We start from the raw sequence: 13,142 nt of genomic DNA on the forward strand, positions 1-13,142 counted from the left end.
CGGCAGCGGCCCTTTTCAAACAGGCCTTGAAGGAACACCGCCATGCCCCTGTCCGCCGCTGCCGCCCTTGCGCGTGAAGTCATCGCCCCCTGCCCCCGCAACACGCCGGCCCTGACGCGCGCCGAGGCCGAGACCCTGCTGGCCGCGATCCCGAACTGGACCCTGTCCCCGGACGGCACGCTGCTGCTGCGCTCCTGCGTCCTGCCCGATTTCGCGAATGCCTATGCCCTGGTCGAACGCATCGCCGCACTGGCGGAAGCCGCCGACCATCATCCGGACATCGCCTTCGGCTGGGGCTATGTGCGGCTCACGCTGCAAACCCACAGTATCGGCGGCCTTCACCGCAACGATTTCATCATGGCGGCCCGAATCGAAACCCTGCCGCACTGACCACCCGTCAAGCCGGGCTGACCAGCCCCGATTTCTCCCACAGGGCCCGCACCGACGTAATGCTGTCCGTCACCGCCAGCGCGGCCGCCAGCGCGCGCCGCCCGGCCTGCGCATCGACCAGCACCGGCGCGCCATCCAGGCAGGCGGCGGCAAAGGCCACATGCTCGGCAGCCAGCGTGTCATGGTCGTCCCAGCTCACCGCCTCGCGCCGAAAGCCGCCGGTGCCGGGCAAGGGCAGCCCTTTTTCCCGCCCGATCATCGTCAGCTCGCGCTTCACGAAATCGGCCGAAAGATACCCTTCTTCCGAAAACAGGCGCATCCGCCGCTCGGTCTTCAGCGAGATCCGGCTGGCGGTGATGGTGGCCACACACCCGTTGGCAAAACGGACACGGGCATTGGCAATATCCTCGTGCTGCGAACTGACCGCCGCGCCCAGCGCATCGACATCCGCGATCTCGCTGTCCACGATCGCCAGCACCAGGTCCAGGTCATGGATCATCAGGTCCAGGATCACCGAGACATCGGTACCGCGCGGCTTGAACGGGGCAATCCGCGTCGCCTCGATATAGAGCGGCCGGGTGATCCGCCCGGTAATCGCCCGATGCTCGGCCGAATACCGCAGCAGATGCCCCACCTGAAGCACCAGCCCGGTCTCCACCGCCAGCGCCGCCAGCCGGTCCGCCTGCTCCAGTGTCGAGGCGATGGGCTTTTCCACCAGCACATGCCGCCCGGCCCGCAGGGCCCGGTCGGCCAGGGCGAAATGATGTTCGGCCGGGGCCGCGATCACCACCGCCTCGCAACGCGCCAGCAGTTCCTCCAGCCCCAGCGCTGGCGCGCCGCCCGCCTCGGCCCCGACAAGCGTGGCCCGCGCCTGATCCGGATCATGGATGCCGACCAGGGACTCGCGCGGCGAGGCTGCGACCTTCAGCGCATGGAACCGCCCGAAATGACCGGCACCGACAACACCCACGCGCAATTGCCGCGCCGCTTCACCCCGTCCCGCTCCGCCACCGAACAGCCCCGCCATCGCATCCTCTCCGCATCCAGGATGACGAAGCGTTAGAGCACCCACGCCCGATCGACCAGAGGCACCGCCCGCAAGGGACAGGCGCGCGGATACATGTTCCCTTTTTGTTCTTTATGCTGCAAAATCGGCCCGCCACCATGCCGCCCGCCCACAACCGGCACCTCCCGGAGCCCCCCCCATGCCCGACCCGTCCCCCATCCGCATCGGTCCCGGACAATCGACCCGCACCGCACAGCGCACGCTGGCCGGCAAATCGTCCAGCCTGGCCGGAATCCGCCACGGGCGCGGCGCCACCCTGTCGCCGCCCGACCGCTTCGCCCGCCACCAATCCGCCCCGGTCGACGATGGCTGGGACAGTCTGGCGGAGGACGAGCCTGCTCCGCGCACCGAACTGACCTTCGAGCCCGCCCGCACCATCATCACCCGCAACGACAGCCCGGACCTGGGCTTCGACCGCTCGATCAACGCCTATCGCGGGTGCGAACATGGCTGCATCTACTGCTTCGCCCGCCCCACCCATGCCTGGATCGGCCTGTCGCCGGGTCTGGATTTCGAAACCCGCCTGACCTGCAAACCCGACGCGGCCCGCCTGCTGGAGCGGGAACTCAGCCACCCCGCCTACCGGGTGCGCCCGATCGCACTGGGCACCAACACCGACCCCTACCAGCCCGTGGAGCGCCAGACGGGCCTGACGCGCGCCATCCTGATGGTGCTGGACCGGTTTTCCCACCCGGTCAGCATCGTCACCAAATCGGCCGGCGTGCTGCGCGACCGCGACGTGCTGGCGGCAATGGCGGCACGCAATCTGGTGCGCGTCAGCCTGTCGGTGACGACGCTGGATACCGACCTGGCCCGCAGGATGGAGCCGCGCGCCTCGACCCCGGCCCGACGGCTGGAGGCCATTGCCGCCCTCACCGAGGCCGGCATTCCCGCCTCCGTCCTGGTCGCCCCGATGATCCCGGCCCTGAACGATCACGAGCTGGAAGCGATTCTCGGCGCTGCCGCGGCAGCCGGCGCCTGCGATGCCGGCTACGCCCTGCTGCGCCTGCCGCTGGAGGTCGCACCGCTGTTTCAGGACTGGCTGGCCCGCCACTATCCCGATCGCGCGCACCATGTCCTGCAACGCATCCGCGCGGTGCGCGGCGGCGCGCTGAACGATTCGACCTTCGGCCGGCGCGGCCGGGGCCAGGGGGTGCATGCCGACCTGCTGGCCCAGCGTTTCGCGCGGGCCCGCCGGGCCCTGGGCCTCACGCGCGGCCGGTCGCTGGACTGCACGCGCTTCGCCCCGCCCCCGGCGCCGCCGGACCCGCAACTGTCCCTGTTCTGAGGACCGCACGCCCGTCCGCCCGCCGCCATGCGGACGAATACGCGGACGAAACGGAAGGATTCGTGCGGCCGGGGCCGTCGGGCGGTTGCATCCGGCGCGCCGGCCCGGCATGTTCCCGCGTCGCCGTCCGTCCGGCGGCACCGACACGCGAACAGGGAGCCGGCTGGGCCGGGCGTAAGGAGCACCCTTTTCAGTCATGATGTATTACAGCCGGCTCAAATTGGCCTCGGTCGTCGCGGTTTGCCTTCTGGGAGTGCTGCTCTGCCTTCCCAATGCCATGCGCCAGCCCGCGCCCTCGGTGCCGTGGCGCCAGATTCACCTTGGTCTCGACCTGCGGGGCGGCTCGTACCTGCTGATGCAGGTGGACATGAACAGCGTCACCGCCGACCGCCTGCGCACGCTGGCCGACGGCACCCGCCAGGCGCTGCTGGGCGCGGGCCAGGGCTATCGCGACGTCGCGACCGACGCGCATGCCGGCACCGTGACCTTCACCCCCCGCGCACCGTCCGAGGCCGAGGCCGACCTCAAGGCCCTGCGCGCCATGCCCATGGCGGTGGCCAATGAATTCGCGGTCGCCCAGCGGCCCGACGGCAGCATCGCCATCACCCTGTCGCCCGAGGCCATGCGCCTGCGCGCAAGCGATGCCGTCACCCAGTCGATCGAGATCGTGCGCCGCCGCATCGACGCGACCGGAGCGGTCGACCCCGAGATCACCCGCCAGGGCGACGACCGCATCGTGGTCGAACTGCCCGGCATCAGCGATCCGGAGCGCGTGAAGCATCTGCTGGGCACCACGGCGAAGATGACGTTCCACATGGTGCAGGACAGCGCGCTCGGCTCCGCCATCCCGGGCCCCGGCATCAGCCTGCTGCCGATGATGAACGCGCCGGACCAGAAACTGCCGATCGCCGACCATGTCGATGTCGACGGCTCAGACCTGACCAACGCCTCGGCCGCCATCGACCAGCAGACCGGGGAATGGGCCGTCGATTTCACCTTCGATTCGGTCGGCGCGCGGGCCTTCGCCACCACCACGCAGGCCAATGTCGGCCGCCGCTTCGCCATCGTGCTCGACAACAAGGTGGTGCAGGCCCCGGTCATCCGCAGCGCCATCACCGGCGGCAACGGCCAGATCAGCGGCGGGTTCGATGCGCAATCGGCCACCGACCTCGCGCTTCTGCTGCGCGCGGGCGCCCTGCCCGCACCGCTCTCGGTCATCGAGCAGCGCTCGATCGGCCCCTCGCTGGGCGCCGATTCCATCCGCGCCGGCATGATCAGCCTGGGCGTCGGCTTCGCGCTGGTCATCGCCTTCATGGCGCTGTTCTACGGCCGGTTCGGCTGGTACGCCAACGTGGCCCTGCTGGCCAACCTGGTGCTGATGGTCGCCATCCTGTCGCTGTTCCAGGCCACGCTGACGCTGCCCGGCATGGCCGGCATGCTGCTGACCCTGGGCATGGCGGTGGACGCCAACATCCTGATCAACGAACGCATCCGCGAGGAAGTCGCCCGTAACCGCACCCCGCTGGCGGCCATGCAGGCGGGCTTCGAGCGCGCGACCTCCACCATCCTGGACAGCAATGCGACCGCCCTGCTGGCGCATATCATGCTGTTCGCCTTCGGCACCGGTCCGGTGCAGAACTTCGCCCTGACGATCATGATCGGCATCGTCACGACGCTGTTCACCACGCTGCTGCTGTCGCGGATGCTGATGGTGCGCTGGTACGCCCGCACCCGTCCCACTGTCCTGCCGGTCTGAGGCGCCAAGCCATGTTCTCTCGCCCCCTCCTGCGCTTCGTGCCCAACGGTACCCGGATCAATTTCATGCGCGGCCGCTTCATCGGCCTCGCCACCTCCGCCGTGCTGTCGATCGCGTCCGTGATCCTGTTCCTCCATCCGGGCCTGACGCTGGGATTGGATTTCCGCGGCGGCATCGTCGTCGAGGTCCGCACCCAGGGCTCGGCCGATTTCGGCCAGGTCCGCGCGGCACTGGCCACGCAGCATGTCGAGGCCGCGGGCGTGCAGTCCTTCGGCGCCCCCGACGACGTGCTGATCCGCCTGGACGCGCCGCCTGCCGCCAGCGCCGATCACGAGGCCCGCACCCAGGCGCTGGTCGATTCGGTCCGCCACGCGGTCGCCACCCTGCCGGGCGCACAGGTGCTGCGCGCGGATGCGGTCGGCGCCTCGGTCTCGGCCGAACTGTTCCGCGACGGCATGCTGGCGCTGGGCATCAGCCTGCTGATGATCCTGGGCTATATCTGGTTCCGCTTCGAATGGGAGTTCGCGGTCAGCGCCGTGATCACCCTGATCCTTGACCTGACCAAGGCCGTCGGCTTCCTGGTCCTGACCCATTTCGAATTCGACCTGGTGATGGTCGCCGCCATCCTGACGATCCTGGGCTATTCCACCAACGACAAGGTGGTGGTCTACGACCGCGTGCGCGAAAACCTGCGGAAATACCGCACCATGCCGCTGGCCGAGCTGATCGACCTGTCGATCAACGAAACCCTCAGCCGCACGCTGGGCACGTCCACGACCGTCTTCCTGGCCGCGCTGCCGCTGGCCCTCTTCGGCGCCAGCCTGTCCAGCTTCGCGTGGGTGATGCTGTTCGGGATCGTGGTCGGGACCTCGTCCTCGATCTTTATCGCGGCGCCGATTCTGCTGTTGCTGGGCGAGAAGCGTCTGCGACGGGACGCGCGTCCCCCCCGCTGACCGGCGGCGGCGGTCCCAGGCAGGCAGCGGTCGACCCGCTGTTTGCCAGTTGGACGCAATCCAGCATCATCTCGATCGCCAGTTGCACCCGGCGCTGGCCCTCCACCGTCGGGTGCAGCATGTTCTGCACGGTCAGGTCGCGGGCATAGAGGGTGCTGGCCACCAGGTCGCGCGCCTGGTCATGCATCAGCCTTCCATCCGCCAGCCGCCCCCGCACCATCCCCTGCGCGATGAAATAGGCATCGACGCTCAGATAGGCCTGCAACGGCAGCGGCAACTGGCTGACCGGGCGAATGGTCGGGTCGGGCCGCGCGCAGCCCGCCAACCCGAAAAGCCCGGCCACCAGCGCCACGCCCCATCCCTTCCCGATCCTGTTCCGGCTTTTCGTCATGGCAGGAGCCTAGAGCAGATCGCGCCCCAGTTCAAAAAGAGTGAAGAGCAGACGGATCCTCTTCACCCCCGGCCTCTTCCCGGCCGCGCGTAATCGGCACGAGTCATGACGAACAACACGTCCGGCCCCGCCTCATGAACGGCAGCGCGCATCCCGATCTTGCGCGCGACTTTCATCGAACCCGCATTTCCCACGGCGATGTCCGCCACGATCCGCTCCAGCCCCAACGCCACGAAAGCGTACGCAACAACCGGCAGAGTCGCCTCGGTCGCAAACCCCCGCCCCCAGGCCTGGCGGATGAACCGCCAACCGATCTCGATGTCAGGGCCGCTTCCGTCGCGGGGAATCAGCAGCACCCACCCGAGAAAGCGATGTGGCTCATGCCGGTCGAACACCGACCAATATCCCAGCCCCCGGCCGAAATCGGCCGCGATCCTCTCCCGAACGAACGCCGCATGGCGTGCGGGATCGTCCCACGGCCCGGCCACGAAGCGCGTCACCTCGGTGTCGCGATCCATCGCCAGGCAGGCGTTCAGGTCCGCCATCGCACGGGGCCGCAGGACAAGTCGCTTCGTATGAAAGGTCGGAAGATCGGTCATGGTCCTTGCCCGATGGACGTAGCCTCCGGTCATTCTACAAGGCTCGACCGGCACACGAAACTTTACCTGTCGTGCCCACGCCGTATGGTCCATACCGACGAGCCGGCCTTGTTAACCCCAGATACCAAGGATGAAATCCATGACCCAGCGTGTCGCCCTCGTGACTGGCGGAAGCCGCGGAATCGGCGCTGCCATCGCCGCGAAACTGGCTGAAGACGGTTTCGACATCGCCGTGACCTATGCCAGCAATGCCACCGCCGCCACTCAGGTCGTCACCCGGATCGAGGCCCTGGGCCGCCGGGCGGTGGCGATCCAGGCCGACGGCGCCACCACCGAAGGCAACAGCGCCGCGATCGCCCAGACCGTGGCGGCCCTGGGCCGGCTGGACGTGCTGGTCTGCAATGCCGGGATGTATCCCTACGGCCCGATCGACGAAATGAGCGTGGAGCAGATCGACCGCACGCTGCACCTGAACCTGCGCGCGGCCATGGTCGAAACCATGGAGGCCGTGAAGCATATGGGCCCCGGCGGCCGGCTGATCTATGTCGGCTCCGCCTTCGGCCAGCGCGCGCCCTTCCCGGGCATCTCGCTCTATTCCGCCACCAAGGCGGCGCTGGGCGGCTTCGCGCGCGGCGTGGCGCGCGACCTGGGCGAACGCGGCATCACCGCCAACGTGGTGGAACCCGGCCCGATCGACACCGACCTGAACCCGGCGGACGGGCATGGGGCGGACATCATCCGTCCCTTCACCGCCACCAACAGCTACGGCAAGGTGTCCGACATCGCGGACATGGTCTCGTTCCTGGCCAGCCCCCGCGCCGGCTACATCACCGGCACCTGCCTGGCCGTCGATGGCGGCCTGACGGCCTGACCGCCATGCCGCCATCCGCGTGGGCGGATGGCGGCATCCCGTCTCAGGGAGCGGTCTTCTTCGCGGCCAGCAGGTCGCGAATATCTTCCAGCAGCACTTCGCTGCGCGGCGGCGGCGGCGGGGCAGCCGGTGCGGCCTCGTGCTTCACGGTCAGCTTGTTCACGGCCTTGACCACCCAGAAGATCACGAAGCCGATGATCACGAACTGGATCAGCGCGTTCAGGAACAGTCCGACATTGATCGTCACCGCCCCCGCCTTCTGCGCATCCGCCAGGGTCGCCAGATGCGGCCCGCGCAGGGTGAAGAAGACGTTGGTGAAGTCGATACCGCCGATCAGCAGCCCGATGAACGGGGTAAAGATATCCTTGACCAGACTGTTGACGATCGCGGTGAAGGCCGCGCCGATGATGACGCCGACCGCCAGGTCGACGACGTTTCCGCGCATGAGAAAGGCGCGGAATTCCAAAACCCATCCCGGAGTATGGATGGACGGGGCCTTGACGGACATGAAGCCTCCTAGTGCATTGCCGATAGACAGTTGATAGCAACCCGGTTGATACCGCGTGAACAGGAAAACGCAGCGCCAGCCCGCCCGTTGCGGCCGTGCCACGGCAGATCCGCAGCCTCGCCCGCCGGGCAGATAGGCGTTGATCCCGCGCCGGGCCTCATCTATACGGCCATGCAAACGCCCCCGGTCGGCATCGGCGGGCCCAGCATGAAGGTTTGACGATGAAATCCGGCATTCACCCCGACTATCACGAAATCAACGTCATCATGACCGATGGCACCGAATACAAGACCCGTTCCTGCTACGGGCAGCCCGGCGCGACGCTGCGCCTGGACATCGACCCCAAGTCGCATCCGGCGTGGACGGGCGTGCAGCGCATGCTCGACACCGGGGGCCAGGTGGCGAAGTTCAACAAGAAGTTCGGTGGTCTGGGCCGCCGCGCCAAGGCGTAAGGGCCGCGGGGGCAACGCGCCCCCGTCCGACAGATTGTCATGTTTGCAGAACCCTGCCCCTTGAACCGGGGGGCGGGGTTTCTCACATCAGGGATACGGAAGCGCCATTCGGGTTTCCGCCAGTCAGGCACCGGCCCGCTCGTCGAGGGGTTATTCCATTGCCGGCTGAATCGAACCTTGCTGTCGAGGAGGTTGACATGACCTATGATTTCGCACCCCTGTTCCGCACCGCCATCGGCTTCGACCGTCTGGCGCGCCTGGTGGACAATGCCGCCCAGAACCCGGCGGGGCCGTCCTATCCCCCCTACAATATCGAAAAGCTCAGCGAGGACAGCTACGTCCTGACCATGGCGGTCGCGGGTTTCGGCCCCGAGGATATCGAGCTGACGGTCCAGGACAATACGCTGGTGGTCGCCGGCCGTCTGGCCAGCGCCGCGCCGGCGGGCGAGGTCCTGCATCGCGGCATCGCCACGCGGGCGTTCGAACGCCGCTTCGTCCTGGCCGACCATATCGTGGTCGACAAGGCGGACATGACGAACGGCCTGCTGCGGGTCGCCGTCAGGCATTTCGTGCCTGAGGCCCTGAAGCCCCGCCGCATTCCCGTGGGCACGGGCGGTCTCGGCATCCCGGCGGAGGCCGCGCCGACAATGGCCCCGACCGTGGCCAATGACGGTGCAACCGCGCCCGCGGCCGAACACGCGGCCTGATCGCCGTCACACGCGGGACCACCGTCCACAGACAGGGGGCCGGACCGAAGTCTGGCCCCTTTTTCATGTTCCGGACGGCCCGCCCGCCCTTGACCCCTCCCCCCGAACGGCCCCATATCGATACTCAAGTCATTGCGCGTCTGCAGGCACGCAAGGGTGGACCGGATACCGGGCCGCTGACATGGATCGGGTGCCTGCGCGGCGCCACCCATTGCGCAGTTAGGACCCGTTATCATGAATGCACTGCCCCTGATGCCGAAGGCCACCGCCGTGTGGCTGATCGAAAAGACGGCACTGACCTTCACCCAGATCGCGGAATTCTGCGGGATGCACCCGCTGGAGGTCCAGGCCATCGCCGATGGCGAAGTCGCGCAGGGCATCGTCGGCTACGACCCGGTGGCCAACCACCAAGTCCGCCCGGAAGACATCGCGCGCTGCGAGGGCAATCCCGACCTGCGGCTGAAGGTTCTGTCGACGCCCAACCCGATCCACCGCCGCGCGAAGGGTGCCCGCTACACGCCGGTCGCCAAGCGCAACGACCGCCCGGATGCGATCGCCTTCGTCCTGCGCAATTTCCCCCAGCTTTCCGAGCCGCAGATCGTCAAGCTGCTGGGCACCACCAAGGACACGATCGCCAAGGTCCGCGACCGCCAGCATTGGAACAGTGCCAACATCAAGCCGCGCGACCCGGTGATCCTGGGCCTGTGCAGCCAGACCGACCTCAACGCCATGGTCCAGGCCGCGAACGACCGCCTGACCCGCGAAGGCCACGCCGTGCCCGTGCCGCTGGAAATCGGCGAGGATGTCGGCTGATCCACACGGGCGGGCCCATCGTGCCCGCCCGCACCCGCCCAGGCCGTTCGCCCTCAGGCCGGATGGGAAAGCCGCTCGATCTCTTCCTTGATCCGCAGCTTTTCCACCTTCAGCCGGCGCAGGACGCTGTGGTCCGGCAACGGGCGGTGGTCCTCATCGAAGATCCTGTCGTCGAGACGTGCATGGCGCAGGCGCAGGCTACGAATTCTGGGTTCGTGGGACATGATGCCTCCAGCGAGTTTGCGTTTTCGACACCGGGTAGCCTAGGCCAGCCGTGCCGGCGCGGAGCATGCTAAAATTGCAGGACTCGTCCGGCTGGCCATGCATGCCGCCAGGGATCTCGCCATCCCGGCGAGAATCGATAGAATGGGCAGCCGATCACATGCCAGACGGGGTACCATGCTGACTGACCGGGATACCGTGCTCCGCAAGCTGCACGAACTGCGCAGCGAACACCGCGACCTTGACACCGTCATCAGCCGGCTGGCGCTGCATCCGATGGATCAGCTCCAGCTCCAGCGGCTGAAGAAGCGCAAGCTGCTGCTGAAGGACGAAATCGCGTGGCTGGAAAGCCACCTGATCCCCGACAGCATCGCCTGACGCCACCCGGCCACCCATCCACCCCTCCGAAGTCCCGAAAGCCGACCAGCGTGACCGATACGCCTTCCCCCTCTTCTCCCCATTCCGCCTCCCAGGTGCCGCCCCGGGTCGGGCTGATCATGGGCAGCCAGTCCGACTGGGAAACGATGCGGCACGCCGTATCGGTGCTGGAGGCGCTGGACATCGCGCACGAGGTCCGGATCGTCTCCGCACACCGCACCCCCGACCGCCTGGCCGAATATGCCCGCACCGCCGCCGCACGCGGGCTGTCGGTCATCATCGCCGGCGCGGGCGGGGCCGCCCACCTGCCGGGCATGTGCGCGGCCTGGACCATCCTGCCGGTCCTGGGCGTGCCCGTGGAATCCCATGCCCTGAAGGGCATGGACAGCCTGCTGTCGATCGTCCAGATGCCCGGCGGCGTGCCCGTCGGCACCCTGGCCATCGGCAAGGCCGGCGCGACCAATGCCGGCCTGATGGCCGCCTCGATCCTGGCCCTGAACGACCCGGCCCTGTCCGAGCGGCTGTCGGCCTGGCGTCAGGCGCAGACGGATGCGGTCGCGGACAGCCCGTCACGATGAGCACGCCGCCTTCCCCCGCCGCCCTGCCGCCCGGCGCCGTCCTGGGCATCGTCGGCGGCGGCCAGCTCGGCCGCATGTCCGCCATCGCCGCCGCCCGGCTGGGCTATCGGGCCCATATCCTGACGAACGAGCCGGACGGGCCGGCGGCCCAGGTCGCCCACGCCGTCACCCTCGGCGCCTATGACGACCCCGACGCCCTGCGCCGCTTCGCCCTGGCCGTCGACGTCGTCACCTTCGAATTCGAGAATATCAGCGCCGACGGGCTGGAACTGCTGGCCGCCCTGCGCCCGGTGCGCCCGTCCGGCCATATCCTGCGCATCAGCCAGGATCGCGTGGCCGAAAAGCGCTTCCTGACCGAAGCCGGCATCCCCGTCGCGCCCTGGCATGAGGTCCGCACGCCCGACGACCTGCCGGCCGCCCGCGCCGGGCTGGGGCTGCCCTTCATCCTCAAGACCACCCGCCTGGGCTATGACGGCAAGGGGCAGAGCCGCGTCCATCGCGACGAGGACATGCAGCCCGCCTTCGACGCGCTGGCCCCCCACCCGCTGGTCGCGGAGGGCATGGTCGATTTCGCGTGTGAAGTCAGCGTGATGGTCGCAAGAGGCCTGGACGGCGCGGCAGTCACCTTCGATGTGACGGAAAACCGCCACCGGAACGGCATCCTCGATCTCAGCCTAGCCCCCGCCCGCGTGCCCGAGACGGTCAGGGACGACGCGCGCGCGATTGCCCTGCGGATCGCCGATGCGCTGGATCTGGTCGGACTGCTGGGCGTGGAGATGTTCGTCGACCGCGACGGCCAGGTGCTGGTCAACGAGATCGCGCCGCGCCCGCACAATTCCGGCCACTGGACCATGGATGCCTGCCCGGTCGACCAGTTCGCCATGCATGTGCGCGCGGTCGCCGGCCTGCCCCTGCCCCCGGCCGTCCGGCATTCCGACGCGGCGATGAAGAACCTGGTCGGCCCCGACGACATGGCGCTCTGGCCGGCCATCGTGGCAACGCCCGGCCTGCTGCCGCATCATTACGGCAAGACCGAAGCCCGGCCCGGCCGCAAGATGGGGCACGTCAACGTGCTGTTCCCCGCGGGCGGCCTGCCGGGCGAATTCGGCGTCGATGCCGCCCTGGGCCCGCTGGCCGAAGGGTACGACGTGCTGGACGAATCCGCCGGCTGAGAACTGCGCCTAGGATTCGGCTTCGATCGACAGGGCCCTGATCTTGCGGTGCAGGGTCGACCGGCTGATCCCCAGTTGCCGCGCCGCCGCGCTGACATTGCCCCGCGCGGAGGCCAGGGCGGCTTCGACCACGGCCTTCTCGGCGGTGCGAAAGCCATCCCGGCCGGGGCCCCGCTCGTCCATCAGGCAGAATTGCAGCTCGTCGCCGTCCTTCAGCCCCATTTCCCGGCGCGCCGCATGGGTGGCACCCACCACGCGGCGGTCGGCATCCAGCGCCAGCAGCGGCGCCGAAATACCGTCATCCGTCCCCATCGTCACGATCATGTGCCCGCGATAGAGATCGCTGAAACAGCGCGCCTCGATCCGCCGCGCGGCCTCGGTGATCGTATTGCGGATCAGCGCCACGTCGCGGGCGTCCGGATCGGGATGGTAGGAACTGGCATCCAGCGCCCCCGCCAGCCGCCCCAGCGCGTCATAGACCGGCACCGCGGTACAGGTCAGGTAGCGCAGATTCACCCGCCAGTGCTGGTTCATATGCACCGTGACGGGCCGCTGCTCCGCCAGGCAGGTGCCGATGCCGTTGGTCCCTTCCTCGCGCTCGTTCCACCGCGCGCCGGGCCACAGATGCCAGCGCCGGCAGCCGCGCTCGGTGTCCCGCACGGTCCGGCGGGTCAGCACGGTGCCGGTCCGGTCGGCCAGCAGGACCGCATAGTCCATGTCGCGCACGATCACATGCAGCCGGTCCAGCTCGGCATCGGCAAACCGCAGCAGCGGTCCGGCCTCGTCGCAGGACTGACGCAGCTCGAAGCACGACATCAGGTCCGACAGGCCCGTCTGTGCCGGGTCCAGGGCATAATCGCCCTCGCAGCGTTGCCAGGATGCCGCAAGCATCATGCGGGCGGCGTTGGAGGCCGGAACAGGGCCGGCAACCCATGGTGACGGTATCTGCAACATCATCCGTCTCTTTCGAACGGTTATGGCCTGTGCCTGTTTAACGT

Annotated in this window: 17 protein-coding genes; 11 read left to right on the forward strand and 6 right to left on the reverse strand. The window is 68.4% G+C overall.

Annotated elements, in window-relative coordinates:
- Positions 1 to 42 precede the first annotated feature (42 nt).
- The gene (locus HLH27_RS05185) at positions 43 to 390 is read left to right on the forward strand and encodes a 4a-hydroxytetrahydrobiopterin dehydratase (protein WP_182948417.1); all 348 of its coding nucleotides are present in this window, start codon (positions 43 to 45) and stop codon (positions 388 to 390) included.
- Positions 391 to 397: 7 nt separating this feature from the next.
- On the opposite strand, the gene HLH27_RS05190 is transcribed toward HLH27_RS05185, so the two are convergent.
- Positions 398 to 1,417, reverse strand: coding sequence for a Gfo/Idh/MocA family protein (locus HLH27_RS05190; RefSeq protein ID WP_182948419.1), 1,020 nt, complete (start codon positions 1,415 to 1,417; stop codon positions 398 to 400).
- A 178-nt stretch (positions 1,418 to 1,595) separates the two neighbouring features.
- Here HLH27_RS05190 and HLH27_RS05195 point away from each other — a divergent pair, with 178 nt between their 5' ends.
- The 3 genes from HLH27_RS05195 to secF all read left to right on the forward strand — a co-directional run bounded on the left by HLH27_RS05195 (position 1,596) and on the right by secF (position 5,453).
- The gene (locus tag HLH27_RS05195) at positions 1,596 to 2,744 is read left to right on the forward strand and encodes a PA0069 family radical SAM protein (protein ID WP_182948421.1); all 1,149 of its coding nucleotides are present in this window, start codon (positions 1,596 to 1,598) and stop codon (positions 2,742 to 2,744) included.
- Between the two features lie 196 nt (positions 2,745 to 2,940).
- On the forward strand, positions 2,941 to 4,500 hold the full coding sequence (secD, locus tag HLH27_RS05200) for a protein translocase subunit SecD (RefSeq protein WP_182948422.1): 1,560 nt from the start codon (positions 2,941 to 2,943) through the stop codon (positions 4,498 to 4,500).
- 11 nt (positions 4,501 to 4,511) lie between these two features.
- Positions 4,512 to 5,453 carry a protein translocase subunit SecF gene (gene secF / locus HLH27_RS05205; protein ID WP_182948424.1) on the forward strand — a complete coding sequence of 314 codons (942 nt, stop codon included), beginning with the start codon at positions 4,512 to 4,514 and terminating at the stop codon, positions 5,451 to 5,453.
- On the opposite strand, the gene HLH27_RS05210 is transcribed toward secF, so the two are convergent.
- Positions 5,383 to 5,844 (reverse strand): hypothetical protein, encoded by a 462-nt coding sequence (locus tag HLH27_RS05210; protein ID WP_182948425.1) that lies wholly within the window; start codon positions 5,842 to 5,844, stop codon positions 5,383 to 5,385. The genes secF and HLH27_RS05210 overlap by 71 nt on opposite strands.
- A gap of 62 nt (positions 5,845 to 5,906) precedes the next feature.
- Complete coding sequence (locus HLH27_RS05215; RefSeq protein ID WP_182948427.1) at positions 5,907 to 6,443, reverse strand: GNAT family N-acetyltransferase; 537 nt, start codon at positions 6,441 to 6,443, stop codon at positions 5,907 to 5,909.
- Between the two features lie 139 nt (positions 6,444 to 6,582).
- On the opposite strand from HLH27_RS05215, the gene HLH27_RS05220 reads away from it, so the two are divergent.
- Positions 6,583 to 7,314 (forward strand): SDR family NAD(P)-dependent oxidoreductase, encoded by a 732-nt coding sequence (locus HLH27_RS05220; protein WP_182948428.1) that lies wholly within the window; start codon positions 6,583 to 6,585, stop codon positions 7,312 to 7,314.
- A 43-nt stretch (positions 7,315 to 7,357) separates the two neighbouring features.
- On the opposite strand, the gene mscL is transcribed toward HLH27_RS05220, so the two are convergent.
- Positions 7,358 to 7,822: a large conductance mechanosensitive channel protein MscL gene (gene mscL, locus HLH27_RS05225; protein WP_182948429.1), complete on the reverse strand. Its 465-nt coding sequence runs from the start codon at positions 7,820 to 7,822 to the stop codon at positions 7,358 to 7,360.
- A 221-nt stretch (positions 7,823 to 8,043) separates the two neighbouring features.
- Here mscL and rpmE point away from each other — a divergent pair, with 221 nt between their 5' ends.
- From rpmE to HLH27_RS05240, 3 genes are all read left to right on the forward strand, one after another.
- Positions 8,044 to 8,274 carry a 50S ribosomal protein L31 gene (rpmE, locus tag HLH27_RS05230; RefSeq protein ID WP_114726912.1) on the forward strand — a complete coding sequence of 77 codons (231 nt, stop codon included), beginning with the start codon at positions 8,044 to 8,046 and terminating at the stop codon, positions 8,272 to 8,274.
- Between the two features lie 197 nt (positions 8,275 to 8,471).
- Positions 8,472 to 8,981 carry an Hsp20 family protein gene (locus HLH27_RS05235; RefSeq protein WP_182948430.1) on the forward strand — a complete coding sequence of 170 codons (510 nt, stop codon included), beginning with the start codon at positions 8,472 to 8,474 and terminating at the stop codon, positions 8,979 to 8,981.
- Positions 8,982 to 9,215: 234 nt separating this feature from the next.
- The gene (locus HLH27_RS05240; protein WP_182948431.1) at positions 9,216 to 9,794 is read left to right on the forward strand and encodes a DUF1013 domain-containing protein; all 579 of its coding nucleotides are present in this window, start codon (positions 9,216 to 9,218) and stop codon (positions 9,792 to 9,794) included.
- Positions 9,795 to 9,847: 53 nt separating this feature from the next.
- Here HLH27_RS05240 and HLH27_RS05245 read toward each other — a convergent pair whose 3' ends face one another.
- Entirely contained in the window at positions 9,848 to 10,018 is a 171-nt protein-coding gene (locus HLH27_RS05245; RefSeq protein ID WP_182948432.1) for a YdcH family protein, read from the reverse strand.
- A gap of 175 nt (positions 10,019 to 10,193) precedes the next feature.
- Between HLH27_RS05245 and HLH27_RS05250 the strand changes: the two genes are divergently transcribed.
- The 3 genes from HLH27_RS05250 to HLH27_RS05260 are packed head-to-tail and all read left to right on the forward strand — an operon-like array spanning position 10,194 to position 12,144.
- Positions 10,194 to 10,394 carry a DUF465 domain-containing protein gene (locus tag HLH27_RS05250; RefSeq protein ID WP_182948433.1) on the forward strand — a complete coding sequence of 67 codons (201 nt, stop codon included), beginning with the start codon at positions 10,194 to 10,196 and terminating at the stop codon, positions 10,392 to 10,394.
- Between the two features lie 50 nt (positions 10,395 to 10,444).
- Positions 10,445 to 10,972: a 5-(carboxyamino)imidazole ribonucleotide mutase gene (purE, locus tag HLH27_RS05255; protein WP_338029843.1), complete on the forward strand. Its 528-nt coding sequence runs from the start codon at positions 10,445 to 10,447 to the stop codon at positions 10,970 to 10,972.
- Complete coding sequence (locus tag HLH27_RS05260) at positions 10,969 to 12,144, forward strand: 5-(carboxyamino)imidazole ribonucleotide synthase (RefSeq protein WP_182948435.1); 1,176 nt, start codon at positions 10,969 to 10,971, stop codon at positions 12,142 to 12,144. The genes purE and HLH27_RS05260 overlap by 4 nt, the downstream gene beginning before the upstream one ends.
- 9 nt (positions 12,145 to 12,153) lie before the next feature.
- Here HLH27_RS05260 and HLH27_RS05265 read toward each other — a convergent pair whose 3' ends face one another.
- Positions 12,154 to 13,101: a helix-turn-helix domain-containing protein gene (locus HLH27_RS05265; RefSeq protein ID WP_182948437.1), complete on the reverse strand. Its 948-nt coding sequence runs from the start codon at positions 13,099 to 13,101 to the stop codon at positions 12,154 to 12,156.
- Positions 13,102 to 13,142: the final 41 nt, after the last annotated feature.

The organism is Gluconacetobacter takamatsuzukensis (assembly GCF_014174275.1).
GTDB classification, from domain to species: domain Bacteria; phylum Pseudomonadota; class Alphaproteobacteria; order Acetobacterales; family Acetobacteraceae; genus Gluconacetobacter; species Gluconacetobacter takamatsuzukensis.

Bases quoted from the DNA above. Each gene is read 5' to 3' on its own strand.
- HLH27_RS05185 (WP_182948417.1), top strand. From the start codon at position 43: ATGCCCCTGTCCGCCGCTGCCGCCCTTGCGCGTGAAGTCATCGCCCCC.
- HLH27_RS05190 (WP_182948419.1), bottom strand. From the start codon at position 1,417: ATGGCGGGGCTGTTCGGTGGCGGAGCGGGACGGGGTGAAGCGGCGCGG.
- HLH27_RS05195 (WP_182948421.1), top strand. From the start codon at position 1,596: ATGCCCGACCCGTCCCCCATCCGCATCGGTCCCGGACAATCGACCCGC.
- secD (WP_182948422.1), top strand. From the start codon at position 2,941: ATGATGTATTACAGCCGGCTCAAATTGGCCTCGGTCGTCGCGGTTTGC.
- secF (WP_182948424.1), top strand. From the start codon at position 4,512: ATGTTCTCTCGCCCCCTCCTGCGCTTCGTGCCCAACGGTACCCGGATC.
- HLH27_RS05210 (WP_182948425.1), bottom strand. From the start codon at position 5,844: ATGACGAAAAGCCGGAACAGGATCGGGAAGGGATGGGGCGTGGCGCTG.
- HLH27_RS05215 (WP_182948427.1), bottom strand. From the start codon at position 6,443: ATGACCGATCTTCCGACCTTTCATACGAAGCGACTTGTCCTGCGGCCC.
- HLH27_RS05220 (WP_182948428.1), top strand. From the start codon at position 6,583: ATGACCCAGCGTGTCGCCCTCGTGACTGGCGGAAGCCGCGGAATCGGC.
- mscL (WP_182948429.1), bottom strand. From the start codon at position 7,822: ATGTCCGTCAAGGCCCCGTCCATCCATACTCCGGGATGGGTTTTGGAA.
- rpmE (WP_114726912.1), top strand. From the start codon at position 8,044: ATGAAATCCGGCATTCACCCCGACTATCACGAAATCAACGTCATCATG.
- HLH27_RS05235 (WP_182948430.1), top strand. From the start codon at position 8,472: ATGACCTATGATTTCGCACCCCTGTTCCGCACCGCCATCGGCTTCGAC.
- HLH27_RS05240 (WP_182948431.1), top strand. From the start codon at position 9,216: ATGAATGCACTGCCCCTGATGCCGAAGGCCACCGCCGTGTGGCTGATC.
- HLH27_RS05245 (WP_182948432.1), bottom strand. From the start codon at position 10,018: ATGTCCCACGAACCCAGAATTCGTAGCCTGCGCCTGCGCCATGCACGT.
- HLH27_RS05250 (WP_182948433.1), top strand. From the start codon at position 10,194: ATGCTGACTGACCGGGATACCGTGCTCCGCAAGCTGCACGAACTGCGC.
- HLH27_RS05260 (WP_182948435.1), top strand. From the start codon at position 10,969: ATGAGCACGCCGCCTTCCCCCGCCGCCCTGCCGCCCGGCGCCGTCCTG.
- HLH27_RS05265 (WP_182948437.1), bottom strand. From the start codon at position 13,101: ATGATGTTGCAGATACCGTCACCATGGGTTGCCGGCCCTGTTCCGGCC.